30 protein-coding genes and 1 tRNA gene are annotated in these 26,595 nt (G+C 66.7%); 18 read left to right on the plus strand and 13 right to left on the minus strand.

What is annotated here, in order from left to right:
* The first annotated feature begins 682 nt into the window (after positions 1-682).
* From JL11_RS10960 to JL11_RS10985, 7 genes are all read left to right on the plus strand, one after another.
* The gene (locus JL11_RS10960; protein ID WP_054765695.1) at positions 683-979 is read left to right on the plus strand and encodes a DUF736 domain-containing protein; all 297 of its coding nucleotides are present in this window, start codon (positions 683-685) and stop codon (positions 977-979) included.
* A gap of 68 nt (positions 980-1,047) precedes the next feature.
* The gene (locus JL11_RS10965; RefSeq protein ID WP_082382686.1) at positions 1,048-2,370 is read left to right on the plus strand and encodes an ArdC family protein; all 1,323 of its coding nucleotides are present in this window, start codon (positions 1,048-1,050) and stop codon (positions 2,368-2,370) included.
* A gap of 49 nt (positions 2,371-2,419) precedes the next feature.
* Positions 2,420-2,566 (plus strand): hypothetical protein, encoded by a 147-nt coding sequence (locus JL11_RS17740; protein WP_169802110.1) that lies wholly within the window; start codon positions 2,420-2,422, stop codon positions 2,564-2,566.
* A gap of 326 nt (positions 2,567-2,892) precedes the next feature.
* Positions 2,893-3,315: a MobC family plasmid mobilization relaxosome protein gene (locus JL11_RS10970; protein WP_231681270.1), complete on the plus strand. Its 423-nt coding sequence runs from the start codon at positions 2,893-2,895 to the stop codon at positions 3,313-3,315.
* Positions 3,312-4,307 carry a relaxase/mobilization nuclease domain-containing protein gene (locus JL11_RS10975; protein ID WP_231681272.1) on the plus strand — a complete coding sequence of 332 codons (996 nt, stop codon included), beginning with the start codon at positions 3,312-3,314 and terminating at the stop codon, positions 4,305-4,307. Before JL11_RS10970 ends, JL11_RS10975 begins: the two co-directional genes overlap by 4 nt.
* A gap of 76 nt (positions 4,308-4,383) precedes the next feature.
* Entirely contained in the window at positions 4,384-4,977 is a 594-nt protein-coding gene (locus JL11_RS10980) for a DUF6088 family protein (protein WP_054766932.1), read from the plus strand.
* Positions 4,970-5,986 carry a nucleotidyl transferase AbiEii/AbiGii toxin family protein gene (locus JL11_RS10985; RefSeq protein ID WP_054765698.1) on the plus strand — a complete coding sequence of 339 codons (1,017 nt, stop codon included), beginning with the start codon at positions 4,970-4,972 and terminating at the stop codon, positions 5,984-5,986. Before JL11_RS10980 ends, JL11_RS10985 begins: the two co-directional genes overlap by 8 nt.
* Positions 5,987-6,112: 126 nt before the next feature.
* On the opposite strand, the gene JL11_RS17520 is transcribed toward JL11_RS10985, so the two are convergent.
* Entirely contained in the window at positions 6,113-6,379 is a 267-nt protein-coding gene (locus tag JL11_RS17520) for a hypothetical protein (RefSeq protein WP_156314189.1), read from the minus strand.
* Between the two features lie 75 nt (positions 6,380-6,454).
* Positions 6,455-6,706 (minus strand): hypothetical protein, encoded by a 252-nt coding sequence (locus tag JL11_RS17525; protein ID WP_156314190.1) that lies wholly within the window; start codon positions 6,704-6,706, stop codon positions 6,455-6,457.
* A 349-nt stretch (positions 6,707-7,055) separates the two neighbouring features.
* Here JL11_RS17525 and JL11_RS17530 point away from each other — a divergent pair, with 349 nt between their 5' ends.
* Both JL11_RS17530 and JL11_RS11000 read left to right on the plus strand, forming a co-directional pair.
* Complete coding sequence (locus tag JL11_RS17530) at positions 7,056-7,748, plus strand: hypothetical protein (protein ID WP_156314191.1); 693 nt, start codon at positions 7,056-7,058, stop codon at positions 7,746-7,748.
* Positions 7,723-8,247 carry a hypothetical protein gene (locus tag JL11_RS11000; RefSeq protein ID WP_156314192.1) on the plus strand — a complete coding sequence of 175 codons (525 nt, stop codon included), beginning with the start codon at positions 7,723-7,725 and terminating at the stop codon, positions 8,245-8,247. Before JL11_RS17530 ends, JL11_RS11000 begins: the two co-directional genes overlap by 26 nt.
* A 24-nt stretch (positions 8,248-8,271) precedes the next feature.
* Here the strand turns inward: JL11_RS11000 and JL11_RS11005 are convergent, their stop codons facing one another.
* The 5 genes from JL11_RS11005 to JL11_RS11025 form a co-directional block, all read right to left on the minus strand.
* Positions 8,272-8,859, minus strand: a complete 588-nt coding sequence (locus JL11_RS11005) for an SOS response-associated peptidase family protein (protein ID WP_231681275.1) — start codon at positions 8,857-8,859, stop codon at positions 8,272-8,274.
* A protein-coding gene (locus tag JL11_RS11010) for an IS3 family transposase (protein WP_231681277.1) occupies positions 8,859-9,970 on the minus strand; the annotation gives its coding sequence in 2 pieces (ribosomal slippage) (positions 8,859-9,712 and positions 9,712-9,970; 1,113 coding nt in all). The genes JL11_RS11005 and JL11_RS11010 overlap by 1 nt, the downstream gene beginning before the upstream one ends.
* A gap of 47 nt (positions 9,971-10,017) precedes the next feature.
* Entirely contained in the window at positions 10,018-10,149 is a 132-nt protein-coding gene (locus tag JL11_RS18095; RefSeq protein WP_257720132.1) for a hypothetical protein, read from the minus strand.
* Between the two features lie 96 nt (positions 10,150-10,245).
* Positions 10,246-10,689 carry a DUF305 domain-containing protein gene (locus JL11_RS11020; protein WP_082382688.1) on the minus strand — a complete coding sequence of 148 codons (444 nt, stop codon included), beginning with the start codon at positions 10,687-10,689 and terminating at the stop codon, positions 10,246-10,248.
* Between the two features lie 146 nt (positions 10,690-10,835).
* Positions 10,836-11,249, minus strand: coding sequence for a MerR family transcriptional regulator (locus JL11_RS11025; protein WP_054765702.1), 414 nt, complete (start codon positions 11,247-11,249; stop codon positions 10,836-10,838).
* Between the two features lie 68 nt (positions 11,250-11,317).
* On the opposite strand from JL11_RS11025, the gene JL11_RS11030 reads away from it, so the two are divergent.
* Positions 11,318-12,082, plus strand: coding sequence for a glutaredoxin family protein (locus JL11_RS11030; RefSeq protein ID WP_054765703.1), 765 nt, complete (start codon positions 11,318-11,320; stop codon positions 12,080-12,082).
* Positions 12,083-12,325: 243 nt separating this feature from the next.
* On the plus strand, positions 12,326-12,715 hold the full coding sequence (locus JL11_RS17540; RefSeq protein WP_156314194.1) for a hypothetical protein: 390 nt from the start codon (positions 12,326-12,328) through the stop codon (positions 12,713-12,715).
* A gap of 29 nt (positions 12,716-12,744) precedes the next feature.
* Here JL11_RS17540 and JL11_RS11040 read toward each other — a convergent pair whose 3' ends face one another.
* From JL11_RS11040 to JL11_RS11050, 3 genes are all read right to left on the minus strand, one after another.
* Positions 12,745-13,062 (minus strand): hypothetical protein, encoded by a 318-nt coding sequence (locus tag JL11_RS11040; protein ID WP_054765705.1) that lies wholly within the window; start codon positions 13,060-13,062, stop codon positions 12,745-12,747.
* Positions 13,019-14,074 carry a hypothetical protein gene (locus tag JL11_RS11045; protein WP_156314195.1) on the minus strand — a complete coding sequence of 352 codons (1,056 nt, stop codon included), beginning with the start codon at positions 14,072-14,074 and terminating at the stop codon, positions 13,019-13,021. The genes JL11_RS11040 and JL11_RS11045 overlap by 44 nt, the downstream gene beginning before the upstream one ends.
* Positions 14,075-14,173: 99 nt before the next feature.
* Positions 14,174-14,956 (minus strand): NACHT domain-containing protein, encoded by a 783-nt coding sequence (locus JL11_RS11050; protein WP_003170293.1) that lies wholly within the window; start codon positions 14,954-14,956, stop codon positions 14,174-14,176.
* A 1,109-nt stretch (positions 14,957-16,065) separates the two neighbouring features.
* Here JL11_RS11050 and JL11_RS11055 point away from each other — a divergent pair.
* The 4 genes from JL11_RS11055 to JL11_RS11070 all read left to right on the plus strand — a co-directional run bounded on the left by JL11_RS11055 (position 16,066) and on the right by JL11_RS11070 (position 18,806).
* The gene (locus JL11_RS11055; protein WP_054765707.1) at positions 16,066-16,449 is read left to right on the plus strand and encodes a hypothetical protein; all 384 of its coding nucleotides are present in this window, start codon (positions 16,066-16,068) and stop codon (positions 16,447-16,449) included.
* 19 nt (positions 16,450-16,468) lie between these two features.
* The gene (locus JL11_RS11060; protein ID WP_003170290.1) at positions 16,469-17,125 is read left to right on the plus strand and encodes a hypothetical protein; all 657 of its coding nucleotides are present in this window, start codon (positions 16,469-16,471) and stop codon (positions 17,123-17,125) included.
* Between the two features lie 70 nt (positions 17,126-17,195).
* The gene (locus JL11_RS11065) at positions 17,196-17,969 is read left to right on the plus strand and encodes a DUF3307 domain-containing protein (RefSeq protein ID WP_054765708.1); all 774 of its coding nucleotides are present in this window, start codon (positions 17,196-17,198) and stop codon (positions 17,967-17,969) included.
* A gap of 752 nt (positions 17,970-18,721) precedes the next feature.
* A tRNA-Leu gene (locus tag JL11_RS11070) sits at positions 18,722-18,806 on the plus strand.
* Positions 18,807-18,993: 187 nt separating this feature from the next.
* On the opposite strand, the gene JL11_RS11075 is transcribed toward JL11_RS11070, so the two are convergent.
* Positions 18,994-20,604, minus strand: a complete 1,611-nt coding sequence (locus JL11_RS11075) for an amino acid permease (protein WP_054765709.1) — start codon at positions 20,602-20,604, stop codon at positions 18,994-18,996.
* A gap of 156 nt (positions 20,605-20,760) precedes the next feature.
* Here JL11_RS11075 and hrpB point away from each other — a divergent pair, with 156 nt between their 5' ends.
* The 3 genes from hrpB (at position 20,761) to JL11_RS11090 (ending at position 24,839) form a co-directional block, all read left to right on the plus strand.
* Positions 20,761-23,196, plus strand: a complete 2,436-nt coding sequence (hrpB, locus tag JL11_RS11080; RefSeq protein WP_054765710.1) for an ATP-dependent helicase HrpB — start codon at positions 20,761-20,763, stop codon at positions 23,194-23,196.
* 75 nt (positions 23,197-23,271) lie between these two features.
* Complete coding sequence (locus tag JL11_RS11085) at positions 23,272-23,481, plus strand: hypothetical protein (protein WP_042823661.1); 210 nt, start codon at positions 23,272-23,274, stop codon at positions 23,479-23,481.
* A 71-nt stretch (positions 23,482-23,552) separates the two neighbouring features.
* On the plus strand, positions 23,553-24,839 hold the full coding sequence (locus tag JL11_RS11090) for an MFS transporter (protein WP_054766934.1): 1,287 nt from the start codon (positions 23,553-23,555) through the stop codon (positions 24,837-24,839).
* Between the two features lie 22 nt (positions 24,840-24,861).
* Here JL11_RS11090 and JL11_RS11095 read toward each other — a convergent pair whose 3' ends face one another.
* Both JL11_RS11095 and JL11_RS11100 read right to left on the minus strand, forming a co-directional pair.
* Positions 24,862-25,671, minus strand: coding sequence for a TrmH family RNA methyltransferase (locus JL11_RS11095; RefSeq protein WP_054765711.1), 810 nt, complete (start codon positions 25,669-25,671; stop codon positions 24,862-24,864).
* The gene (locus tag JL11_RS11100) at positions 25,668-26,579 is read right to left on the minus strand and encodes a class I SAM-dependent methyltransferase (RefSeq protein WP_054765712.1); all 912 of its coding nucleotides are present in this window, start codon (positions 26,577-26,579) and stop codon (positions 25,668-25,670) included. Before JL11_RS11100 ends, JL11_RS11095 begins: the two co-directional genes overlap by 4 nt.
* Positions 26,580-26,595: the final 16 nt, after the last annotated feature.

Below are 26,595 nucleotides of genomic sequence, written 5' to 3' on the forward strand. Positions count from 1 at the left end.
ATCTGGTAGAGCGCCGTCTGCGCCCTCTCGGTTACCCTCGTGGCCACGAGACCGGCGATGACGCCGAGGGCTGTCTCCGCAGCCAGCGATTTTGATGGAGTTGCGCATTGTTCTGACTCCCGATGAGCACGCTCCGGCCGCCTCATCCGGCTGGCTTACGACACCGCGACTGTCCCTCGAACGGAACGCTCGGAAGGGGAACGAAGCTGGAGTTGCTTCAGGTTCCCTTCATAGCAGGAGACACCTCAGATTCATGCCAGGCGTGGCCGCGCCCGTCGCCATGCCGCGCGTCAGCTGCGACGACGCGGAAGCGGTGAATCCTGGGCACGTCTTTGGTGGCGGAGCGGATGCACCGGCATTGGCGGCACGATCCCTACGAGCGCCGCGATTGGCCGCATGGTTCAAGCGGCGGTGACCAGCCGTCTCTCCTGCGACGCGCCAAGCCTTGCGCGGCCTCTCAATGGCCTGATCTGACCGAAGCCCGTCCGGCTTCCGCAACCGTTCGCGCGACTTTCTTCCCCGGCCTGACGGCCTTCCTCGCGAGGCAAGAAAGTCGCGCTCCCGGTCCTCCGCTGCGCTGCGGGGCTCCCTGTGCTCGCCTGCGGGCCGCCCGGCCTCCGGTCCGCCGATCGCCATCGAGGCCGCGGCAGGCGTGGCCCGAGATCAGCAAGGAGAGACTTCCATGGCCACCATCGGTTCCTTCACCCAGCAAGCGGACGGCAGCTACAGCGGTTCGATCAAGACCCTGACCCTCAACGTCAAGGCGGCCCAACTCCGGGCCAATGACAAGACCGACGACAAGGCTCCTGATTTCCGCATCTTCTCCGGCCAGACCGAGTTCGGCGCGGCCTGGAAGAAAACGAGCCAGCAGAACCGCGACTACCTGTCGGTCAAGCTCGACGATCCCAGCTTCCCGGCCCCGATCTACGCCTCGCTGGTCGAGATCGATGGCGGACACAGCCTGATCTGGTCCCGCTGAGCGAGCCGCGGCGGCGCTGACGACAGCGCCGCCGCCCCTTCTTCAAATCCCGTCTTGAGGAGGCCGCCATGTCGCGCCCCAACGAACCCTCACGTCCCGACCTCTACACCCGCATCACCCACCAGATCGTCGCCCAGCTCGAAGCCGGCGTCCGGCCCTGGAGCCAGCCCTGGGCCGCATCCGAAAGCGTCAGCCGACCCCTCCGGCACGACGGCACGCCTTACCGCGGCGTCAACGTCGTCCTGCTGTGGGGCGAGGCCGCCGCCCGAGGCTTTCAGTCCTCCACCTGGATGACCTTCCGGCAGGCGCTGGCCCTGGGCGCTCATGTCCGCAAGGGCGAAAAGGGTTCCACCGTCGTCTACGCCGACCAGCTGGTCCGCATCGACGATGACGACGCCGGGGAGGAGACGACCCGACGCATTCCGTTCCTGAAGGCCTACACGGTCTTCAACGTCGAACAGATCGAGGGTCTCCCGGCCTCGTCCGCCCCGGCGCCCGCGCCGGTCCTGAACCTCGGTCAACGGATCGCCCGGGCCGAGACGTTCTTCGCCGCGACGGGCGCCGACGTCCGTCATGGCGGCGGCTGCGCCTTCTATGCGCCGGGACCGGACTTCGTGCAGATGCCGGTGTTCGAAAGCTTCCGCGATCCGGAAGCCTACTACGCGACGCTGGGCCACGAGCTGACGCACTGGACCAGGCACCCCGCTCGGCTCGACCGCGACTTCGGACGCCGCCGGCATGGAGACGCCGGCTACGCCCGGGAAGAACTGGTGGCCGAAATCGGCGCCGCCTTCCTCTGCGCCGACCTGGGGCTGGCTCTCGAGCCGCGCGAGGATCACGCCGCCTATGTCGCCTCATGGCTCGAGGTGCTGCGCGACGACAAGCGATTCATCTTCTCGGCCGCCGCCCACGCCCAGCGCGCCGTGGACTTTCTTCATGCGGCGGCGAGGGCGGCTGACGCCGGGGACGTAAAAGATGCAGGGGCGCGCGCCGGTCATGGCTGGCGCGCGCGTCACCTGCGCTGTAACCTTGGGGTCTTGCTGGACGTATTGAGCTTGATGATCGGACGTCGAACAACTGCGGCCTGGGCGCCGGCCATTCTGGCCGTGTTCGCCCTGCTGTTCGCGTCGAGCCCGGTCACGGCCTGGGAGACTCCGGCCGCGGCCATGTCGATGCCGATGGCGCCCGCCGACGGCTCCAGTCCGGATGCCCCCTGCGATCCCGTGAAGATGAGCTGCGCTCGGCTGTGCGCCGTGCTCTGCCATGGCCTGGTTCCGACGCCCGCCGCGGCCGTCCCGGTAGCGGCCTCCGCCGATGTGCACGATCGTTTACCGGCCGACGCCCTCGCGGGGGTGGAGCCGGAAGCGGAGGACCCGCCCCCTCGAACCTGATCTCCACCGACGATCCTTTTCTCAGAAAACCGATCCATGGAGATCAACAATGAAACGTGCTTTTTCGCTCGCGGCCCTCGTGCTGCTGACCTCGGCCTCGGCTGCCTTCGCGGCCGCGCCCGACTCGGTGGTCAAGGCCGCCGCCTCCTGCTGCGAGCTTCTCGCGGCCTGCTGTAACGGCGGACCCTGCTGCTGATCCGCTGACGGAGGACGCCCGCGCGAAAGCGCGGGCGTCTGCCTCCGAGGCCGCTTCCCTCCTCATGATCCGTCCGGCTGGGGCGTCCGACAGGACGGCGGGCGAGCGGCCGTGCAGCGGTCGCCGAGGGGAGGACGTGCAGCACCGGAGGCCTACGGGGCGAGGGGGGTGACGGTCTAGGGCAGGATAGGCTTTGCGCCGGCAATGTCTGACAGACCCGCTCTCCCATGGACCGCCTCACCCTCCGCGTTTCGCCCGATTTGATCCGCCGGTTCGACGCCGCCGCGGCCGATCAAGGCGGGCGCTCGCGGCTTCTCCGGAGGCTCATGGACGGCGCCGCTCAGGCGGCTCTTCCGGCGCTGGAGGAAGCACCGGTGGCGGTGCGGTCGGGCAAGCTGACTCTGCGTCTTGGCGAAGCAGACCTGCGTCTCCTGGAGCGCGAGGCGGCGGCGACGGGCCTGTCGCGAACCCAGTGGAGCGTGGCGCTCATCCGTCGCCGCCTGCATGATCGGCCGCAGTTCAGCCGGCCCGAAGCTCTGACCCTGATCGAGGTGCGCCGCGAGCTCAGGCGGATCGGCGTGAACATCAATCAGATCGCCCGCGCGCTAAACACCGCCGTGATGGACGGTGCGGTGCTGGATCTGGAACTGGCCCAACTCGGCGCTTTCCAGGCTGAGATCTCGGCCTGGGTCGAGGCGCTCGGCGAGGCCTTCGAGGGCAATCTCGCCTATTGGGCGCCGGCGTCGTGACCGACTTCCGGTCATCGCGCGGTTTCGAGGAGGTGCTGCGTCCGCCCGTCGAAATCCGGCGCGCCCGGATCACGCCTGCGGTGCTGCGTCCGTCTCGCGGGGACGGCGGCGATCCGTCCGTCCGGTTCGCGCGGGTGGCTCGCCGCGTACCCGAGGTGATGGTGAAGATCACCGGACGGACCCGGGACAACGCTCATCTGAAGGCGCACCTAGACTACATCAGCCGTAACGGAGCGCTGGCGCTGGAAGGGCCCGATGGAGAGCGACTGGAAGGCCGTGGGCAGGTGCGAGAACTGGCGCGCGACTGGGCCGAGGAGTTCGCCCTCGAGCCGGGACGTCGGCGGGATGCGTCGATCACCCTGTCGATCGTGCTGAGCATGCCGTCCGGGACCGACGCCGCCCGTTTGCAGGACGCGGCGCGGGCCTTTGCGGCCGGGACGTTCGGCGAGCGCTTTCCCTATGTCTTCGCCCTGCATGATGAAGGCCGACATCCGCACGTCCATCTGACGGTGCGAAGATTGGGGCGGGACGGCGAGCGGTTGAATCCTCGCAAGGCGGACCTGCAGATTTGGCGGGAAGGCTTCGCGCGCGCCCTTAGCGACCGGTCGATCGAGGCCGAGGCGACGCCGCGCCGGTCCCGGGGCGTCACTCGCAAGGCCGAGCGCATCCCGGTGCGCAAGATGCGCGAGCGGTTCGCGGCGGGGCAGGGGCCGTTGCCCGAGGTCCTCGCCGCGGCCTATCGGGCCGCGCTCACAGTAGGCGGTGGCGAAACGCCCTGGCTGGACGCGATCCGGATACGTGAGCTGTCCATCCGGCGCACCCTTGTGGCCGAGGCCCTTCGTCTGTCGCGATCGGAGCAGCCCAGGGACCGCGCGCTCGCCGCTTTGGTGGAGCGGTTCGTCCGGGAACGGCCGGCCCCGATGACGCGAGATCAGGCGCTGCGACAGGGACGGGAGGCCCGGCGCGATGCCGGCCGGACGCGTGAGCGATAGGTCGGACATTGCAGGCGGGCGCATGGTGTTTGCGAAGTGTCAGAAGCTGACCTATATTTCTGACACAGAGGTTGTGATGCAAACACTCGCCGATCAAATCATGAAGCGCGCCTCGACGCTGCCGGAAGGCGCGCCGATCGCCGCCAAGGGGTTGTTGCACCTGGGCAGCCGCGCGGCTGTGGATCAGGCCCTGTCGCGGCTGGTGCGCCGGGGCCGGCTGCTGCGCGCCGGTCGCGGCGTCTATATGCGCCCGCTGGAAAGCCGGTTCGGCGCTCGTACGCCCTCGATCGAAAAGGTGGTGCGAGCCGTCAGCGAGCAGCGTGGCGAGGTCGTCGCCTCCAATGGCGCCGCCGCAGCCAACGCCTTGGGCCTGACCACCCAGGTGCCGATCCGCATGGTCTATCTGACCAACGGTAAGAGCCGTATCTTCAGCGTCGGCAAGCAGACGGTGGAATTCCAGCACGCGCCCGCATGGCAACTGCTCCTGGCCGATCGTCCCGCCGGCGAGGCGGTTCGCGCCCTAGCCTGGCTCGGGCCGGAGAAGGCCGGAACGGCGCTCGAAACCTTGAAGCGCAAGCTAGGGCCTTCGGCGTTCGGAGAACTGGTGTCCGTCGGACCGCGTCTGCCGACGTGGTTGGCGCGTTCGGTGAGCCAGGCGGCGCATGTCTGACGTCTTCCTGCAGTTGTCCGCCGAGGACCGGATCGAGGCGCTTGCGACGGCGGCGGCCGAGTCCGGCCGTCCCGCGCATCTGCTGGAGAAAGACGTCTGGGTCGTGTGGGCGCTTCGGGCTCTGTTCGACGCGCCGTTGGGCGAGGCGCTGGTCTTCAAGGGCGGCACGTCCCTGTCCAAGGCCTATGACGTCATCCAGCGCTTCTCTGAAGACATCGACCTGACCTATGACATCCGCCGGCTCCTTCCGGACCTGGCCGACGCGCCCGAAGACCCCGTGCCGGCGACCCGCGCCGAGGAGCGGCGTTGGTCGCGCGACGTTCACCGGCTGTTGCCGCTCTGGGTCGAGGGCGAGGTCCGGCCGGTGCTCGAGGCGCGCCTGGCCGCCGACGGAGTCGCCGCCGAGGTGCGGATCGAGGGCGCCAAGGCCTTCGTGGACTACGCCCCGACCAGCACCGGCACGGGCTATGTCTCGCCCAGCGTGATGCTCGAGTTCGGGGCTCGTGCGACCGGCGAACCGAGCGCGCCGCGTCCGGTGGTCTGCGATGCGGCCGCCCATCTGCAGGGCGTGACGTTCCCGATCGCCACGCCCCGGGTGATGGCCGCCGAACGAACCTTCTGGGAGAAGGCCACGGCGGCCCATGTCTATTGCGTTCAGGGTCGCCTGCGCGGGGATCGCTTCTCGCGTCACTGGCACGATCTGGCCCGTCTGGACGCCGCCGGTTTTGCGGGGACGGCGATCACCGATCGCGCGGTGGCCGAGGCGGTCGCGCGGCATAAGGCGATGTTTTTCCGCGAGACCGCCGACGGGGCGGAGATCGACTACGGTCGGGCGGTCGCCGGCGGTCTTCAGTTGAAGCCGGAGGGAGCATCCCTGGAGGCTTTGGGCGAGGACTATCGTCGGATGGTCGAGGACGGTCTGCTCGAGGCGGACGCCGAACCGTTCGAGGCCTTGATGGAGACCTGTGCGGATCTCGCCCGGCGAGCCAACGCCGGGGCTGTCGCCTGACCTGAATGCAAGCGGTGGTTTGGCCGGACTGATCGGACCCTTACGCGACGGCGTCCCGGGCCCTATCTGATCGCGATGGCCAAATCCCGCGTGTCCCTCTCTGCCTTGCGTAGCCCGCTCGCGTCGCTATCCCCGGCGGGGTTCATTTTGGCGCTGCCGACAGGCGCGCTGGCGCCGGAAGAGATGGACAAGCTTTGCGGTTTGCTGCTCCGATCGGGCGATCTCTTCTCCAAAACTCCGAACTTGGCGCGCCAGTCCCGACGCGATGCCTTTGCCGCCGACATCGTTGCGCACGTCACGACGACGACGGGCCAAACCGAAGGGCAGCGCCTGGCGGCGGTCTTCGCGGTGCATCGGGAAATCGAGGCCGGTTACCACAGCCTGGGCGGACATCTGGCCGCCTTGCCGGTCCGGTCCCGTTCGCCCGAAGACCAGGCGGCCATCGCCCTGGCCCTGATTGCGGTTCGGTCAGAGGGCCTTCACACAGAGGCGGACGCGGCCCTTGCCCGCATGACGGCGCTGAATCTCGGCAACGAAATTCGGGGCCTGGATTCTGATGGTCAGCCGTATTCCATCGACGGCGTGACCGGGGCGTTGTTGAGCGGTCTCCGCATCACCCTGACCATGCTGGCGTACGAGCGCCACTGGTTTGACAAGGCCGGCGTCGCGGTTTTCCCGGCATCGTTGGATCTCCAGGCCGCACAGCCCCAGGACGGACACGGCTGCGAGATCATGGCCGCCTTCTGGCGGCGCTGGGAACGGGTGGAGGAACGTCGGCGATTCTGGGGCGGGGACTGGACGCTGACGTCAGGTCCGACAGATCCGCGCACGGCGAAAGAGGGCGAGGCGTCCGCGCCGCCGCCCGGGCCGTCGGAGGTGCTGCAGTATCATGCGACCGAAGAGGAGGTTCTCGAMTGCGAYCGMMRAKGARSKKSYCRAMKRGRTCGCMATCMWGARCKKSSCAAAGAGGYCRYWWTSSMKAGCTTCGCRMGMSRGGCCGTGTCGGAGTCCGGCGCCTGGCTCACCCGTTCCGCTGGCGCCGCTGGCGGCGCTGCGAGCCCCCGAGATCGTGGGCGCCGGCTACCTCGCAACGGTGCTTGGCCAGAACATTTTTCAGGACGTCCGACGCTTTGCGGGGCTCAGGCTGGTCGAATGGTTGCGGGGCTATGCAGCGCTGGGGTTTTTCGCGGAAGAGGCGCTGTCGGCCAGGACGGGGGTGGATCGGTGGGTGGTTCGGTTCGCGCCGGGCGATCTGGAGGCAAGACTGGGGACCGTTGGGTTGGATCTAGCGACCGCTGAGGCCTTCGTCGCCCACGCCAGCTTGCACAAGCGCAGCGGCGACCTGTTCGATACGCCCTTGGTCCGCCTCGATGACGGCGGATTTTTCCTCATCTCTGCCGCATCGTTCAACGCGGACCCGGGCAAGACCACGCTCTCTCGACTGAATGCGATGGGCGCCGCGCCCCAGGACAAGGGCACCGTTTTTGAGCAGGCCGTGCACGACCTGTTTGTCGCGCAGGGGCTGAAGCCGTTCACAATCGACACCACTCGGGACGGCGAAGATTATGAGCTCGATGTCCTGGTGCCGTGGGGCGACAGACTTTTCGTCTTCGAGTGCAAGAACCGGGGGGCTGTCCGACGGCAATCCCATGGCCGGGTACTGTTTCGGCGAACAACTCGACGATTTCGTCAGCCAGATCGAACGTCAGATCGGCGGCTTGCGACGCCATCCGGATATGGCGCTTGCCGCCGGCGGCATTGATATCGCGGACTACACGATCGTCCCCTGCATTCTGTTCAGTGAGCCGTTCGCACTCCCCGAGGGCCGCGATGGCGTGAAAATCTGCGACTGGTCGAGCCTGACGCGCTTCTTCCAGGAACGTCACGTCTTTCGTCTTCACCCCTATGAGTTGGCTCCCAACCAGAGGGCCGTTCACCGCGTCGCCCTGTATGATCAGTGGGGCGCGACGGCGCCGACGGCGACCAGCCTGACGGATAGTCTGGATAAGGCCGTGCAGGTCCAGGTCATGCTCTCCCGTCTGGACCCCCGGGACGAGACCTTTCCTCTCAGCAACACGCGCATTGTTCATGCCGTCGAATTCTCAAAGGGCGACGAGAATCTCGATGAGTTGTCCACGGTCCTTGGCTTTGACCCGAACTGGGTTCGCGCCGAGGCGAAGCGCGGCGTCGCTGAGGTGAAGAAAATCCGGAAGGCGTTGAAGACGACCAAACCGCCGTCGAAATCCAAACGCAAACGCTGAAGGGCTGGCTGCTGAACCTGCCCGTCAGAGGGGTCCGTCGGAATGCTCCGTGCCGCCGCGTTGGACGATGGTCAGGACGCCCGCCGGCAGCGGCCGCTGAAGGGCCTTGGCCTCGTCCCAAGGCGCCCGCATCCAGACGTCGCGCTCCTCCGCTGTCCGCAGGATCACCGGCATCGCCTTGGGATGAAACGGCGCCACATCGGCGTTCGCGTCCGTCGTCAGGAAGCCATAGGTGTCCAGCTCTTCCCACCCCTTGCTGATCATCCGAACGCAGGCGTGCTGGGTCCAGACGCCGGCGAAGAAAGCGAGCGGCAGGTCTTCGCCGAGGGCGTACCAGACGCTGTCGCCGCGGTTGACCTGGTCGGGTTCATTGAAGGCGGTGAAGGGGACCAGACATCGGTTCTCCGGAGCGAGCCAGGGCCACCAGTGCCGGCTCTCGGTGCGGCGAATATTCGTGGTGCCCTTGTCGGGTTCCATCCGCAGCAGTTCTTCAAAGTCGAACGGCTTGCCCTTGTGACGTGACCCCCGTTTCTCATCCAGCCATAACGAGAGTCCTAGGTTGATCTGAGCTGTGATCGGCTGGGTTGGCAAGAGGCCGGTCTGCGCAGCCATCAACCAGCGCAGCAGGCCGGCCGATGTGTCCGGTGAGCGCTTCTGCATAAGCCTGCGGCGGTCAGCCACCCGAGCTTCGAGTGCGGACGCTGCTCGTTGTAATCGCGTCGCCACGCCTCCAGCACGGCGCGAGCGTGCGGCAGCGAGCGGAACAGCGTCTCGTTCAGCAGCTCGTCACGCAGCCGCCCGTTGAAGCTTTCGTTGAAGCCGTTCTGCTGGGGCTTGCCCGGCGCGATGTAGTGCCAGCCGACGCCGGTGTCGTCGGCCCAGGCCAGGACCGCGTTCGAGGTGTACTCCGTGCCGTTGTCGCTGACGATGGTGTCGGGCCGCCCTCGCTGCCGGATGACGGCGTCCAACTCCCGCACGACCCGCGCGCCCGACAGCGAGGTGTCGGCCACCAGCGCCAGGCACTCGCGCGTACAGTTATCGATCACCGTCAGGATGCGGAAGCGCCGCCCGTCCGTCAGCTGGTCTGCGACGAAGTCCAGCGACCAGCGCTGGTTGGGCGCCAGCGGCAGGTCCAGCGGTCGCCGCGTGCCCATCGCTCGCTTCCGGCCGCCGCGCCGGCGCACCGTCAGTTGCTCGTCGCGATAGATCCGCTGGACCCGTTTCCTGTTGACCGCATGGCCCTCGCGCCGCAGCAGCACGTGCAGGCGACGATAGCCGAACCGTCGACGTTCCTGGGCCAGGGCCTTCAGCCGGTCGCGCAGAGCGCCGTCGTCCGGGCGCGTCGCCTGATAGCGCACGCTCGTCCGATCGACGCCCAGAACACGGCACGCCCGCCTTTCGCTCATCTCGTAGGCGGCCTGCAGATGGCCAGCCGCCTCGCGATAGCCGGCGGGCGTCACCACTTTTTTCCCAGCAGGTCCTTCAGGGCCACGTTGTCCAGCATCGCGTCCGCCAGCATCCGCTTCAGCCGGGCGTTCTCATCCTCGAGCGCCTTGAGCCGCCGAGCCTCCGACACGTCGAGCCCGCCAAACTTGGCCTTCCATTTGTAAAAGGTCGCCGAGCTGACCCCGTGGCGTCGGCACACCTCCGCCGTCGCTACACCGGCCTCCTGCTCCCGCAGGATCCCGATGATCTGCTCTTCCGTGAACCTCGATCGCTTCATTCTGTCCGTCCTTCGTTGGGCGGACTCTAGCTATTCCTGGAGGAGTTTCAGGGGGTCACGTCATTCAGATTGAAGTTGAAGTGATCGAGCGTCGCGATCATCGTGAACATCACCAAATACATGATGATGAAGTGGACGATGAGTTCAATCGCGAGGTTGCGACAGCTCTTTTCGTGCATGAGTGACCTCCCGCCGGCGGACAGACGCCGACGATCGACGCCGTTCAAAAGCAAATACGCACGGGCAGACCAGTCCCCGCGCGTATTCGTCCCGCGTCAGGCTCCGGGCTGGACCGAACCCGAAGCGGGGGTTGCCGCGGCGGACCGATGTTGCGCGACCCACTGCTCCAGCGCCGTGATCTCCTGGCGCTGCATCGTAATCGTCTTTTCGGCCATCTCGCGGAGCGCAGCGTCCGGGTTCTCGCGCATCAGAACCTCCGACATGGCGATGGCGCCCCGGTGGTGCTCGATCATCTTCAGGGCGTAGGTCTCCTGCGGGTCTGCGCCGTGCGCCTGCATCATGGCCTGATGCATCTGCTGTTCAGAGGTGGAAAAGGGCGTCTCGGGCCCCGCCATCGGCTGGACCGCCGGAACGCTGTGTTCGGCCGCCGACCCCGAGTCGGCAGTCGCGGTTCTATCGGCCTGTCCCGCAGGATTGCACGCCGTGAGGAGCACGGATAGCGCGGCGGTCGCCAGACCAACGTTCAGTTTGATCGACATCTTCGTTCTCCGAAAGTGATGATCAACGAACAGTTCTGGCTGCGGGACGTTCCGGTCCTCGCGCTTGCGTGGCCACGCAGTCGGGTTTTTCCCAGGCGGGACGGCTGCCGGCCCTCGCACCCCGTTCGCCAAGACAGGGCAAGATTTCAAACCTTTTCACCCTGAAAGGCCGAAATGATCGGACACGGTCCGCTGTCGTTCGCCGCGCAAGCGCTCGCCAGTCGGCGCAACGCCGCTCTCGCCCCCTCAAGATCGGAGATGGTTCGATCCAGCGCCTCCAGCCTCTCCGCGGCCAACGCACGGGCGCGCGTGCGATCCTCGCCAGCGTCGAGCGACAACAGCTCTTTGATCTGCTCGAGGGTGAAGCCCGCCGTCTGTGCGGAGCGAATGAACTTCAGCTGGCGCACGTCCTCCTCGCCATAGCGTCGAACGCCCGCGCCAGCGCCATCACGCGACCATTTGTCAGGCGTCGAAAGCAATCCGCGACGCTGATAAAAGCGGACAGTCTCCACCCCGACGCCGCCGTCTCGCGCCAACCCTGCGATCGTCCGAACGTTCATGCTTGACTCCGTATCTAGGTACGGAACCTAAGAGCTGTAGCTCGGATTTGAAGATCAAGGAGCCTGCAATGACCAAGACCGCTGTCATCTATCGGATGGTGATGCCCGACCACACCTGTCCGTGGGGGCTCAAGGCCCGGCATCTTCTCAAGAGCCGGGGCTACAAGGTCGAGGACCACTGGCTCACGACCCGCGAGCAGACCGACGCCGTCAAGGCCGAGCACGGGGTGAAGACAACGCCGCAGGTGTTCATCGACGGCCAGCGTGTCGGCGGCCACGACGATCTGCGCCGCTATCTCGGTCTCAAGGTCCGCGATCCCAAGGCGACCACCTACACGCCGGTCCTCGTCGTCTTCCTGACCACCGCCGTGATGGCGACGATGCTCAGCCTGACGATTTTTGGCACGCCGTTCACCGTGCGGGCAGGGGAGTGGTTTATCGCCCTGTCTATGATGGCCCTCGCCATGCTGAAGCTCCAGAACATCGAGAGCTTCTCATCCATGTTCCTGAACTACGACCTGCTGGCCAAGCGGTGGGTGCCATACGGCAAGGTCTATCCGTTCGCCGAGTTCGGGGCAGGCGCGTTGATGGTCGCGGGCGTCCTGACCTGGTTGTCGGTCCCGGTGGCCCTGTTCATCGGCGGCATTGGCGCGGCCTCGGTCTTCAAGGCTGTCTACATCGACAAGCGCGAACTGAAATGCGCCTGCGTCGGTGGAGACAGCAATGTGCCGCTTGGCTTCCTATCCCTGACCGAGAACCTGATGATGATCGCCATGGCGATCTGGATGCTGGTTATGCACTACGCTCTGCCGGCGTCAGCGATGGCGATGTAGGTTCTGTTCATGCTAGTCTAGCGGAGGCAAGTGAACGCGCAAGAATCGATTGTTAATTCGAGTTTGAGATTGTCAATACGTCTCGAAAGATTGCGCGATCACGCGGTTTTTACATCGGTCTATTTATCTAATGTTTTCAGAACCAAGCCGAACGGTCGGGCGGCGAGCCGGTGTTAAAGTAGGTGGGCCGCGAAAAAACCAACTGATTCATGATTTTATCCAGCTTAGAGCAATCGAGTGGGAATGGTCTATCTGATCGTGCTGGAGGCGGACGGACGCCTCCATCCGCGCTGGCTGTCCGGCCGGTCTTTCGAGGCCGCCCGTCGTGAAGGCCTGCGGTGGATCCGCTGTCGACCTGACGCCGTGCAGGCCTTGTTGTTTGAAGGTTCCCGGTTGCGCGCGGTGCTCGATCAAACCAGCGAAAAAGCCCGTGACGATCATCCGGTGTCTGAGCGCGACCTTTACAAGGCGTCCCGCGCCGGATCCCGCCTTTCGACCATCCAATCGCGGGCGCCGGTCGTCACGGTAAGGCGGGCGGAAAGAATTTCGTCGGGCGGGGGGGGGCTAGGGTCAGCGCGTCACCTCGCCCCCGGCAGGAGAAAATGGGTGATGCCCAGTCTTTGCCGCCTATGAGCGGATTGCCGCCCAAATGCGATCCGGCCTCAATCTGACCAGGTGGCGGGGCCGATGCCGGCGATCTTCGACCCATCGCGGCCATAGACGCCGGCGATGTCTTCGATCGATCCGATCTCGACATAGAGACAGCCGTCCGCTGCGGTCTTCAGATATCCCAAAGGGTCCACCGCGAACCGGACCTCCCGTTGGTAGGCATAGGCCATCAGCTTGGACCGGATCGCCTGCAGGCCGTCCCCGGGCGGATAGTAGGGGTCGAAGTAGTCGTTCTGGACGAGACTGTACGTCCCGCCGGGCGCAGCATCAGCCAGGACGGGCGCCGCGCGTTCGAAAAAAGGCCCGAACATCGAAGACGACCAGAAAGGCGTCCTCGTCAGGGTCCGCGCTGGCGAAGGCGTCGAGCAATCGCGGGTCGAGATCGGAGCTGAAGGACATCATCCAGTAGGGATGATCGACCAGCGCGCCGGCGTCTTCGGACCGGCGTTGTCGCGCGAAACTCACGTCTCCGATCGCCTCGATCGCGCGACCGTCTTCGGTGGTGATCCGCAGGACCTGTCCGGGTCTCTGGTAGGCCTTGGCCATCTCGTCGTCGGCGCGGGCGGCGTCCAGGCGGGAGTCGTCATAGGAGGCCGCCGGCGCAAAGCGAAGCTGTCCCGCCTGAAGCATCTGCATCAGGTATCGTTTCTGGCTCAGGCGCACGAGCAGTTCCCCGCCGCCGGTGTTGACGCCGCGCAGGGCCGGGGCGAGCACGATGGGCGGCGGGATGACTGGGGCCGGCACGGGCGTCAAACCGCGACGCTCGAACTCCAGGAGCGTCAGGTGACGCGCCCGCCACCACCACCACGGGCTCTTCCATCCGCTGAACGCCGTGTGGCCGGCGGAGACGGGCTGGCCGGTGTCGAGATACTGGATGTTGGTCTCGATCGAATCCAACCGCTTCTGCAGCGCGGCGTCGTCCACATTGACCAACCGACTCACCCCCGACTTCGACAGATCGATCTGATCGGTGAAGGCCCAGACTTCCGGGTCGAAATGGCGGGTGTCGACGCGGCGCAGCGCGAGAAGCTCGTTAAGCAGAGGCGTCCCTGGCAGATGGGCGCCGATATGCAGAAACTCCATATCGGCGGGCGCGATGTCGAAGCCCGCGATCGGACGAACAGGGCTAAGTCCGTATGTCCTTTCCCTCGTCCGGCGTGATGTCCCGGGGTTCGGCTCTGCGAGATTGATATAGCCGCTGGGAGGTCGGTCCGGGCTCAGGCTTTGGGCTATGAGGGTCATGCGCGTTCTGATTCCCGCATTGGTACTTCTCGTCGGCTGCGCGCCGGAGCCGCCTACTGTCGAAGGGCGGGCGTCGGTCATCGATGGCGACACCCTGGAAGTCCACGGCGTCCGCATCCGGCTGTGGGGTGTGGATGCGCCCGAGGGCCGGCAGGTCTGCGACGATGCGCAGGGCAGGGCCTATGCCTGCGGGCGGCTGTCCGCCAATCGGCTGGCGGCCCAGGCGCCAAGGCGCCGATAGCCCTCCTGGTAACGCTTCAGGCCGCGCAGGACATGAACGTGCTCCTCCGTCGAGGTGAAGGCGCTCGGCCGCCCCGATAGGACGACCTTGGCCTTGCCGTGCGTGAGCCGGTTCAAGCTCGCGATCTGGGCCCGAAAGTCGCCCCACGTCATGGCATGCTTCATCTCATCGAACCCGTCGAGGGCCACCAACAACCGGCCCTTGTCGCTGAGTTCCAGGAAGTGATGGACGTTGAAGCCGTCCACCGGGAAGTCGTGGGTGAACTTGCCACCCAACAGGCCTTCTAAACTGGAATATCGCGCGTACTCACCGAGACCGATTAGGATCGGGCGGCGTGCGTAGGGATCGGACAAGGCCCGTTCGGCCTGGTTGGCGACTAGGCGCTTGATGAAGCTGGATTTGCCGGCACCGTAGCCGCCCAAGATCGCGATCGGTTGATAGTCCTCGCCGTCGATCCAGGTCGTGACGGCTTCGAACAGCAGGGTGTCCGTCTCGGACAGGGTGCGGTGATCACTTTCGTATCTGGCCAGGCGCGCGCGGCCGGGAATGTAATAATCGCTCAGGCCATCCTGGTGGAAGAGGCCGGTCAGGGAGCGGACGTAGTCGGTCAGCCCCAGGATCTCGTTCTCAAGTTCCCAAATGGTCTGATGACGCAGGCCTGCCTGCTCATCGACATAGGCCTGGGCGTCCGTAGACAGACCTTGGCGCGTGATCACCAGCAAAGTGGCCGGCGCGGATTTCTGGACGATGCCGCTATAGTCGGCCCAGATGGTGACTAGGTCGGACCGGGTGGCCGATCACAGGCTATCTCGATGCGCTTCGCCCGCCTCCCGGGTGGAAGACCGAACTGGCGCTTCTGGCCGCCTATTCCGCTGATCCGATCTCGATCGTCGCCGCGCTCTTGGCGCTTATCGGGCGAGACGATGAAGACCGTCCGGCGTCCCGTCGCGACCTCGCGGACGCCATTGAAGCGCTACGCGGCAAGACCCGGGTCATTATTCAGCGCGGGCGTCTGGCGAAGATGGCCAGGGTTCCCAGACTGACGGGGGTTCTGGATCAGTTCGTGAGGGACGTGCCCTTCGATGAGCGTCACCAGAGCTGGCATCCCAAGGCGGCCCTTGTTCGGATGCGGTCGGAAAAGGCCTTCGAGTGGCGATTGTGGGTCGGAAGCCGCAATCTCACCGCGCCGGAAAACCGGGACCTTGGTCTGGTTCTCGTCAGCGGCCAGCAAGCCAAGGGCCGCCTCGTGCCAGGGGCGGACGATATCGCGCGGCGCCTGGCCGAGAGGGCCGGTCTGGGCGGTTTGTCGCCAAGCCGCTTGGCGACGGAGGTTTCTGCGCTGAAGTGGCGGGSSSCCGACGGGGGTGCGTGTAGATCGCCTCCGGATCAGCCGGGGTCAGAGCGAATGGAGCCTTCCGATCTTGCCCGAAATGGTGGACGCCCTGACCGTTGTCAGCCCGTTTCTCGATGCCGGCTTCCTTCAGCACTTGTTGAAGACGAGATGCCGAACGGGGGAACAGGGAGGCGAAAATCCGTAAATTGCTGGTCGCCGAGAGTTTGAGGCTCAAAAGCTCGACCACATCGGAGGAGCGCCTTTTGGGGGCGCTCGTCGAACGATTTGTCCGATCGCGAGCGGATCCGCAGACACGTGAGGAGGCGCTCCAACGGCGAAACGCGGAGCTTCGCGAACGGGACGGCGTGGATCGGGGGCGCTAGAGGGCGCGCTGTCGTGTCCTCATAAAGGGGGTATCTACAACTGATTTTGGTTGTTAACTGTTGATACAACCAAAATCAGTTGTATGGTCATCGTCAAAGCGTAGGGTCAGGGTCAATGAAGTTTGGCGCCGTCGAGATGATAGGAGGCGCGGTCGTCGTGGCGGCGAGCTTGAGCGCTTGTAGTCGCCAAGCCGATGTCGCGCCGCCGACCCTGGTCCAGTTCACGTGCAGCTTCGAGCCGGCCGCCCCGATGACCATGGTCATCGACACCGGCCTGCGGACCGCCCGGTGGATGAATCTGCCGGCTCCGAGAGAGGGGAGCGCGTCGGTTTCGTCTCATCAGTACCGGATTGAGTTTCCGGCTCTGGAAGACGCGCCCCCAGTCCATGCGCGTGTGAACCGCTACGACGCCACGATCCTGCGGACAATCGGGGACGGCGCGACGGCGGTGCGCCAGACGGGGCGCTGTGTGAAAGACGAGACGGGGCCGCGCCTGTGATCACGCCGGAGAGCCTTTCATGACCACGCGCGCGGTTCTGACCGGAGACCTCGTCGGCTCCAGCCGGCTCACCCCCGCTTCTCTTGAGGGGGCCCGGGACGCTTTCGCGACCGCAGCCACGGAGATCGAAACCTGGCGGGCCAAGCTGGTCGGAGCGCCGGCCGACTTCTTTCGCGGCGACAGCTGGCAGATGCTGCTGACGCAGCCCGGGTTCGCTCTGCGCGCGGCGCTCTATATTCGCGCCAGCCTGAAGGCCGGGGACCCCGAGTGGGATACGCGCATCGCCATAGGCTACGGCGAGGTTGATCGCATCGACAAACAGCGGACCTCCCTGTCCTCAGGCGAAGCCTTTCTCCTGTCCGGTCGCGCCCTGGATGATCTTGGCGACACGGTCGACATCACGGTTCGAGGTCCTCAAACGGGTCTGAAGTGGGGCGCCTTGGGTCCGCTCTCTCACCTCTGCAGCGTGCTGATGGATGACTGGAGCCAGAAGCAGGCGCAGGCGGCCAGGCTGGCTCTGGCGCCGGAGGCGCCGACCCAGGCGCGCATGGCGGAGATGCTTGGGGTCTCGCAGCAGGCTGTGAGCAAGGCGCTTTCCGCCGCCAAGATCACCGCCTTGCTGCGCGCCGTCGACTATAGCGAGGCGTTGACCTGGAACCGGGTGAGACTGATATGACAACCCAATTCGGTTGTGATCGTCGCCTACAACCCAAATGGGTTGTTACAAAGCGCGGGAGCGTAGCACGGTGATCGAAACCTTCCTGCTGTTGCTGGCCGGTCATCTGCTTGGCGACTTCGTCTTCCAGTCGGACGCCCTGATTGCCCGCAAACAGACCTTGCGGGGCTTGGCGGACCATGTGGCCATCGTCACGGTCCTGACCTTGCTGATGCTGGCGCCGACCCGGCTGTCCATACTCGGCCCGGTGGCCATCATGGCCGCCAGCCATTTCGCCATGGACTGGCTAAAGGTCCACCGGCTGGGCGACCGGCTGTGGGCGTTCGGCCTGGATCAGGCCGTCCATATCGCCGTGCTGGTCGGTCTCGCCGTCGCTTGGCCGGCCATGGCCTCGCAAAGCCTGTGGGGGCTCCAGCCCTCGCCGGTGCAGGTCCAGATCTACGCCGCGCTCGCTGTGCTGTGCGGGGGCGTGGTCGCCGTCTGGGTGGGTGGCGTCGTCATCAAAAAGCTCGTCGAGCCGCTTTCACCGGCCGGGCGCGCCGCCAACACCCATCTGACGACCGGCGTCGCCTCAGGCCCGATCGTCGGCATGCCCAACGCCGGCAAATATATCGGCTGGTTGGAGCGCGGGTTGACGCTGACCTTTATCCTCATCGGCCATCCTGAGGGGGTCGGCTTTCTGCTCGCCGCCAAATCCATCCTGAGGTTCAGGGACGTCCAGGATCAGAACGATCGCCACCAGGCGGAGTACATCATCATCGGCACCTTCCTGAGCTTCGGCTGGGCGCTGGCCGTCGCCCTGGCGACCCAGGCCGCTGTGCTGCACTGGTTGCCCAAGGGCTGACATCGCAGCCTTAACCGCGGCGGCAGGGCGCCTTATCGTCTACGAGCGTTTTGCGCCGGAGATCCTCGCCTCAGATGTCTTTTTCGGTCGGACTGCCGAACTGTTTGACGAAGGTCGTATAGGGACAGCGGCCGATATAGCGGCGCTGAACGCCGAGTTCGGGTCGCTGAAGACATTCCGGGAGTGGCTGGCTTCCACGGGCAAACCGCTCCTTCAGGAAGCGGTCGGACGGTGATCTGAACTCTACGGGCCGCGCCAGTTTCGCGATTGAGAGGACCACCGAGTCCTCTCCGCGCCGCCAAATCGTAAAATCTGACCGCTCATGGCGTTTTACATCGTCTTGCTAAGTCATTGATTTCACTAGGTTCGGATAGCCGGGGTTTTACAGCCTAAGTGTCTGTTTCTTCTTCAGAGATTTCAGATTTTGGTACCGTCATTCTAGGTTCGAGTCCTAGTTCCCCAGCCACCGCCTCTCCCATAAGCAAAGGCCTGCCTTGGGCCTCCCTTGGCGTCAGGCCGTCGTCGCTGACCGGCTCTTGGCGTGGAATCGAAGCGCGCCAAGGCCGCTCGACGCCGGAACCTTCCCGACCGGCCTAGCCTCAAGACGCGGACGATTCAGCGCGGAGGCGGCTTTCTGGCGCGCAATTCCCAGGGCGGCGCGATTCGCAATGAACTGGTGGCCGAACGGTGTTGGGGTTACAGCGCCCCTTGTCAGGGGCGATCCAGCCCTCTAGAGCCCACTGCCTGCCCATGCGGATGTGGCGGAACTGGTAGACGCACTGGATTTAGGTTCCAGCGCCGCGAGGCGTGGAGGTTCGAGTCCTCTCATCCGCACCAAGCAAAAAGGCCCGGGATCGATCCCGGGCCTTTTTGTCTTTGTAGGGCAGGCTTATCGCGCTTCGCGCTGCTTGAGGCCATTTTGTGGGCCCATCGCGCGTGGCGTTAGTTGAGGCGCCGTTGGCGCGCCACTGTTTCCCTTGCGGCGAAGAAAAAGGCCGGGGCGTCGACCCCGGCCTTCTTTGCATCAGTCGCGTTCTTCCTTGGAGCCGGGGGCCGGGGCGCCCGGCATGGGCGGGACCGGGCCCACGGGAGCGTCCGGCGACAGTTCCGGAACATCCACCAGGCCGCGGGCGACGTGGCTCTTACGGAAGCCATAGGCGAAATAGATCACCAGGCCCACGGCGCCCCAGATGGGCAGAACCATCTTGGCGTCATGCGGCAGGTTCCAGAACAGGAAGGCGCAGCCGGCGGCCGAAAGCGGCGCGATGATCCAGACCAGGGGCGTCTTGAACGGACGTTTCCGGTTCGGATCGGTCTTGCGCAGGATCAGGACCGCGATCGACACCATGAAGAAGGCGAACAGGGTGCCCGAGTTCGAGATGTCCGCCAGTTGGCCGACCGGGAACAGGGCGGCGGCGATGGCGACGGCGACGCCGGTGAACAGGGTCACGACATAGGGGGTCTTGAACCGCTTGTGCATCTTGGTCAGGCCTTCCGGCAGCAGACCGTCGCGCGCCATGACGAAGAAGATGCGGGTCTGGCCGTAGATCATCATCAGGATGACCGAGGGCAGGGCCAAGAGGGCGGCGGTGCCCAGGGCGTTGCCGACCTGCGGATGGCCGATGACGCGCAGGACGTGGGCCAGGGCCTCGTTCGAGCAGACCAGGGCCTCGGCGTTGGCCGGCAGGGCGCAGGCGGCGACGAAGGCAGGCGAGCCCGGCTGGACGGCTTGACCGGCGGCGCCGAGGACCGGCTGGGCGCCGATGGCGCCGGCCGCGCCCAGGGCGACCAGCAGATAGAAGACGGTGCAGAAGGCCAGGGAGCCGATCAGGCCGATCGGCACGTTGCGCTGCGGGTTCTTGGTCTCTTCAGCAGCGGTGGAGACGGCGTCGAAGCCGACATAGGCGAAGAAGATCGAGGCGGCGGCGCCGACGATGCCCATGCCCGAATAGGCGCCGAACAGGCCGTTGGGCGCGAAGGGCGACAGGTTGGCGGTGTCGATGACCGGCAGGGTCAGGACAATGAAGACCGTCAGGGCCGCGACCTTGATCGCCACAAGGATGGCGTTGACGCGGGCCGACTCGGTGGTGCCCAGGATCAGCAGGCCCGTCACGGCCAGGGCCACGATGATGGCGGGAATGTTGACGATCCCGGCCGAGAAGTCCGGCGTCGGGATGAAACCGTTCATGCTCCAGGTCGGTCCGGCGGATAGGAGGTCCGGGAAGTCGAAGCCTATCCCGTTCTCTATCAGGCCCAGCACATAGCCGGACCAGCCCACCGACACGGCCGAGGCCGCAACAGCGTATTCGAGGATCAGGGCCCAGCCGACGCACCAGGCGAGCAGCTCGCCCAGGACGGCGTAGGTATAGGTGTAGGCCGAGCCGGAGACCGGGGCCATGGCCGCCAGTTCCGAATAGCAGAGCGCCGCCACCGCGCAGACCGCGCCGGCGATGACGAAGCTGACCATCATGCCGGGGCCGGCCTTCTGAGAGGCCGCAGCCGTCAGAACGAAGATGCCGGTGCCGATGATGGCGCCGATGCCGAGCAAGGTCAGTTGAACAGGTCCGAGCGACCGATGAAGCGACTTCTTCTCGGCCGTGGCCAGAATCGCGTCGAGCGACTTAACGCGCCACATAGAATACCCCCACGTTTACGGCGGCCCTCTGGCCGCGTCGGCGGGGACGCTAGCGGCGGAATGCGGGCCGCGCAACGCGCATGACGGCGGGGTGAAGCGCTCACGACGCTTTCGTGATCGTGGCGCATCGGGGGCGCATCGGGCTAGAGGCGGATCATGTTGCCGATCCACGCCGTTCTCGACCCGCTGAAATCCGCCCTTGCAAACGGAAATACGGCGGTTTTGGCCGCCCCGCCGGGGGCGGGGAAGACCACGGTCGTCCCCTTGGCCCTGCTGGACCAGGCCTGGCTGGGCGACGGACGGCTGCTGGTGCTGGAGCCGCGCCGTATCGCCGCACGGGCCGCCGCCGACCGGATGGCCGCCACCCTGGGCCAGGAGGCGGGCGGGACGGTCGGCTACCGCACCCGGCTGCAGAGCCGGATCGGGCCGAAGACGCGGATCGAGGTGATCACCGAGGGGGTCTTCACACGGATGATCCTGGACGACCCCGGCCTGGAGGGGGTGGGAGTGGTCCTGTTCGACGAGTTTCACGAGCGCAGCCTGGACGCCGACCTGGGTCTGGCCCTGGCGCGGGAAACGCAAGGGGCGCTGCGGGAGGATCTGCGGCTGCTGGTGATGTCGGCCACCCTGGACGTGGCGGGGGTGTCGCGGTTGCTGGACGGCGCGCCGGTGATCGAAGCGGAGGGGCGGGCCTATCCGGTCGACACCCGCTATCTGGGCCGCAATCCGACCGAGCGGTTCGAGGAGGCGATGACGCGGGCCTGTCTGACGGCCCTGGGCGAGGAGACGGGGTCGGTTCTGGCCTTCCTGCCGGGGCAGGGCGAGATTCATCGGGTCGTGCGGCAGATCAACGAACGGCTGAGGCTGCCGAACGTCGACGTGGTTCCGCTGTATGGCGGACTGGATCGGGCGGAGCAGGACCGCGCCATCGAACCGGCGGCGCCGGGGCGGCGCAAGCTGGTGCTGGCGACCTCGGTTGCGGAGACGAGCCTGACGATCGACGGGGTGCGGGTGGTGGTGGACGGCGGCCTGTCGCGCGTGCCTCGGTTCGAGCCGTCCAGCGGCCTGACCCGGCTGGCCACGGTTCGGGTCAGCCGGTCGTCGGCGGAACAGCGCCGGGGACGGGCGGGACGGACCGAACCGGGCGTCTGCTATCGGCTGTGGGACGAGGAACAGACGCGCGGCCTGGTCCCGCATCAGCGGCCGGAAATCCAGGAAGCGGACCTGACCGGCCTGGCGTTGGATCTGGCGCGATGGGGCGCGCGGTCGGTCGAGGGGTTGGCCCTGCTGGACCCGCCGCCGGCCGGAGCCCTGGGCGAGGCGCGCAAGGTGCTGACGCGGCTGGGGGCGCTGGATGCGGAGGGCGGGTTGACCGATCACGGGCGGCGGCTGACACGCATCCCCCTGTCGCCGCGCCTGGCCCATATGGTCGCCGTGGCCTCGGACGGGCACGACGCCATGACGGGCGCGCGGATCGCGGCGGTGCTGAGCGAGCCGGGATTGGGCGGATCGAACGTGGATCTGCACGACCGGCTGGTCGGCCTGGCGCGGGACCGGTCGCCGCGGGCGCGGGATGCGTTGAAACTGGCTGAGCGCTGGGCTCGGGCGGCGGGCGGCGGCGCGGGCGGGTCGGTCGATGAGGGACTGCTGCTGGCCGAGGCCTTCCCCGAACGGATCGCGCGGATGCGGGGCAAGGCCGGCGAGATGCTGCTGGCCAGCGGGCGCGGGGCCATGGTCGAGGCGACCGATCCCCTGGCGCGCGAGACCTGGCTGGCGGTGGCCGAGCTGGGGGGCGGCGAGGCGCGGGACCGGGTGCGGCTGGCGGCGGCGCTGGACGCGGCGACGCTTGAAACCGATCTGGCGCGGCTGATCGAAACCGAGGAACGGCTGGCGCGCGAGCCCTCGGGCCGGGCGGTGATCAAGCGCATCCGACGGATCGGCGCGATCGTTCTGGATGAGAAGGTGATCGGGACGCCTGACGCGAGCCAGTTGTCGGCCGTGCTGAAGGCCGAGGTCGAGGCCGAGGGGATCGGCGCCCTGCACTGGGGCGAGCAGGCCTCGGCTCTGCGGGCGCGGCTGGCTTTTCTGCACGGGCTGGACCCGGCCTGGCCTGATGTGTCGGACGATGGTCTCATGGCGGCGCGCGAGGCCTGGCTGTGGCCGGTGCTGGAGGGCGCGAAGTCGCTGGCGGCGACCAACGACGGCAGGCTGGCGGACGCCTTGCGGGGGCTGATCCCCTGGGATCTGCAACGCAGGCTGGACGAACTGGCGCCGCCGCGACTGACGACGCCGCTGGGGTCGGCGGGCATCGACTACGGCGCGGAGGGCGGACCGCGCGTTGAGATCCGCGTTCAGGAGTTGTTCGGCGTGACGACCCATCCGACGGTCGGCGGCGGCCGCGTTCCCCTGACCCTGGCCCTGCTGTCGCCGGCGCGGCGGCCGGTGCAGGTGACCCAGGACCTGCCGGGATTCTGGGCGGGCTCGTGGGCGGCGGTGCGCTCGGAGATGCGCGGCCGCTATCCGCGCCATCCCTGGCCCGAGAACCCGGCCGAAGCCCAGGCGACCAACCGGGCCAAGCCCCGCGGGACGTGAAGCGTCGAACCGGTCCCAAGCGGCTGCAACCGGGCGGCAAGCGCTGCGTTGAGCCAATCTCGCAGAGGACGCCCCATGGCACTTACCCAACTCGACCCCCCGCTGCCTGTCACCGTGCAGGATCGCGGCAAGGGGTTCGCCTTCGCCGTCATCGACTATGGTCAGGAGCACAATCTGATCTGGGTGACGGCCATTACCGAGACCGGAGAAATCTGGTGCGCGCCCAACCCGGTCGTGCGGATGCAGGCGAACTGGACCATGGGACGGCCGTCGCCCGCAGGTTGAGGCTTTTCAGCGGGGGAAGATGACGCGATATGGTCAGGCGCACCTGCGGTGCGCCAACCGGGGACGAAATCGTGTCGAACGCCAGGATCATATCGCCCACAGCCGGCAAGGCGCGGGTTCTTTTCGCCAGCCTGATCGGCACCACGATCGAATTCTACGACTTCTACATCTACGCCACGGCGGCGGTGCTGGTGTTTCCGCAGCTGTTCTTCCCGGGCGGAGACCCGACGACGGCCATGCTGTCGTCCTTCGCCACCTTCTCCATCGCCTTTTTCGCAAGACCGGTCGGCGCCCTGGCTTTCGGGCATTTCGGGGACCGGGTGGGACGCAAGGCGACCCTGGTGGCGGCCCTTATGACCATGGGCCTTTCGACCGTGGCCATCGGCCTGCTGCCGACCCATGCGACGGTCGGTATTGTCGCTCCCCTGCTGCTGGCCCTGTGCCGGTTCGGACAGGGGCTCGGCCTGGGCGGCGAATGGGGCGGGGCCGTGCTGCTGGCCACCGAAAACGCGCCGCCGGGCAAGAAGGCCTGGTTCGGCATGTTCCCGCAACTGGGGGCGCCGATCGGCTTCATCCTGTCGACGGGCGCCTTCATCGTCCTGACCTCGACGATGGGCGAGGCCCAGTTCGAGGCCTGGGGCTGGCGCTTGCCCTTTCTGGCCAGCGCCGTCCTGGTCTTCGTCGGTCTGTGGGTGCGGTTGAAGATCACCGAGACCCCGGAATTCCAGACGGCGATGGACCGGAAGGAGCGGGTCAAGGCGCCGGCCGTGACCCTGTTCGCCCAGCACAAGACCGCCCTGTTCCTGGGGACGTTCAGCGGGGTGACGACCTTCTCCCTCTTTTATCTGATGACGGTCTTCGCCCTGGGCTGGGCGACGACGGGGATGGGGCTTGAGCGCGGCGAGGTCCTGCCGGTCCAGCTGATCGGTGTGCTGTTCTTCGCCGCCTTCATTCCGGTTACGGCCCTGCTGGCCGACCGGTTCGGCCAGGTGAAGGTGCTGATCGCCTCGTCGGTCGGCATCGCCCTGTTCGGCGGCCTGTTCGCCCCCCTGTTCGGCGCGGGGCTGACGGGGCTGCTGATCTTCTTCGCCCTGGGCTTTGCCCTGATGGGTTGCACCTATAGCCCTATCGGCGCGGCCATGGCGCGGCCCTTCCCAACGGCCGTCCGCTATACGGGGGCGTCCATGGCCTTCAATCTGGCCGGGATCGTGGGGGCGTCGCTGGCGCCCTATCTGGCGACCTGGCTGGCCAAGACCTATGGGCTGGCGGCGGTCGGCGGCTATCTGGCCCTGTCGGCGGTGGTGACCATACTGGCCCTGTGGGGCATGGGGCGGGTCAGCCCGGAGACGGAACTCTGATACGGAACTCTGATACGGACCTCTAGGCTTCGTCCGTCGCCGCATAGACCATGATCCCGGTCGCTATGGCCAGGTTCAGACTGTCGGCCCGGCCGCGCATCGGGATCTTGACGTTGACGTCGCAGGCGGCGGCCAGCTGGTCGGTCAACCCGGCCTGTTCGTTGCCCATCAGGATCAGCGACGGCTTCTGCATCACCGCCGAGCGGTGGCTGACCTTGGCGTCCAGCCGGGTGCCGACGACGCTGCCGGGCCAGGTTCGGCGCCAGGCCAGGAAGGCCTCGGGGTCGGTTTTGGTGATGGAGACGGCGAAGACCGAACCCATGGTCGCGCGCACCGCCTCGACCGAATAGGGATCGACGCAGTCGCCGATCAGGATGACGCCGCCGCAGCCGGCCGCGTCGGCGGTGCGGATGATGGTGCCCAGATTGCCGGGATCGCGCACCTGCTCCAGGGCGACCCAGCAGGGGGCCGAGGCCGGGTCCAGCCTGTCCAGAGGGGCGTAGAGCTGATCGAACACGCCCAAGACCGTCTGAGGATTGTCGCGGCGGCTGATCTTTTCGAGGATGGCGTGGGTGACGACGACGATTTCGCCGCCGGCCTTGCGCGTCTCGGCCTTGGCCCGGTCCAGCAGGGGGTGGGGGCGGGCGTCCTCGCCGACCAGCAGCAGGCGCGGCGCGCGGCCCAGGTCGAGGGCCTCGCCGATGAATTTCAGCCCTTCGGCCAAAAAGGTTCCGGTGCTGTCCCGCTCCTTGCGCATATGCAGGGCGCGGACGGCCTTGACCGTGTCATTGGTCAGGGAGGTGATCACGCGGTGGGTGTCGTGCGCGCTCATCGGCTCCACCGGGCGAAGAAGGACAGGCCGATGGCGCGGGCGTTCGCACCGTCTTCGGACAGGGCCAGTTCGCCCCAGTCGATGCGGCCGCCGCGATCCGGCAGGGCCTCGGCCATCAGATGGGCCAGGGACAGGCCGGAGATGCGGGCGGCGTAGGCGTTCAGCAGCAGGAAATCGGCCTCGTCGGACAACAGGGCGGCGCAGTCCTTCAGCAGGGCCGGCATGTCCTCGAACAGGCGCCAGACCTCGCCGGTCGGGCCGCGTCCGTACTTGGGCGGGTCCAGGATTATACCGTCGTATTTCGAGCCGCGCCGGACCTCGCGGGCCACATATTTGCGGGCGTCCTCGACGATCCAGCGGATCGGGCGGTCGGACAGGCCGGACTGTTCGGCGTTCTCGCGGGCGTAGTTGACCGATTTCTTGGAAGCGTCGACGTGGGTGACCTCGGCCCCGGCGGCGGCGCAGGCCAGGCTGGCGACGCCGGTATAGCCGAACAGGTTCAGGATCTTCGGCGCTCGGCCGGCGTCGCGCGTGAAGGCGCGCACGCGGGCGTCCAGCCAGTCCCAGTTGGCGGCCTGTTCCGGGAAGAAGGCCAGGTGGCGGAAAGGCGTGAAACGGCCGGTGAACTTCACCTCGCGCCATTTCAGGGGAAAGGCGTCGACGGGGCCGTGCCGGTCGAAGCGCCAGCGGCCGGAGTCTTCCTCCTCCTGCTGCGGATCGAAGGCGGCGGTGGCCTGGTCGAAAGCGGCCGGGTCGCGCGGGGACCAGAAGCACTGGGGCTCGGGCCGGACCACCGTATAGGGGCCGTAGCGCTCAAGCTTCCTGCCCTCGCCGGAGTCCAGCAGGGCGTAGTCGGACCAGCCGTGGGTCACCAGGGTTTCGGGGGTGGGAGAGAGCAGGGGCGCCATCCTGCGGCTGATAGGC

The sequence above is a fragment of the Brevundimonas sp. DS20 genome (assembly GCF_001310255.1).
Lineage (GTDB): Bacteria > Pseudomonadota > Alphaproteobacteria > Caulobacterales > Caulobacteraceae > Brevundimonas > Brevundimonas aurantiaca.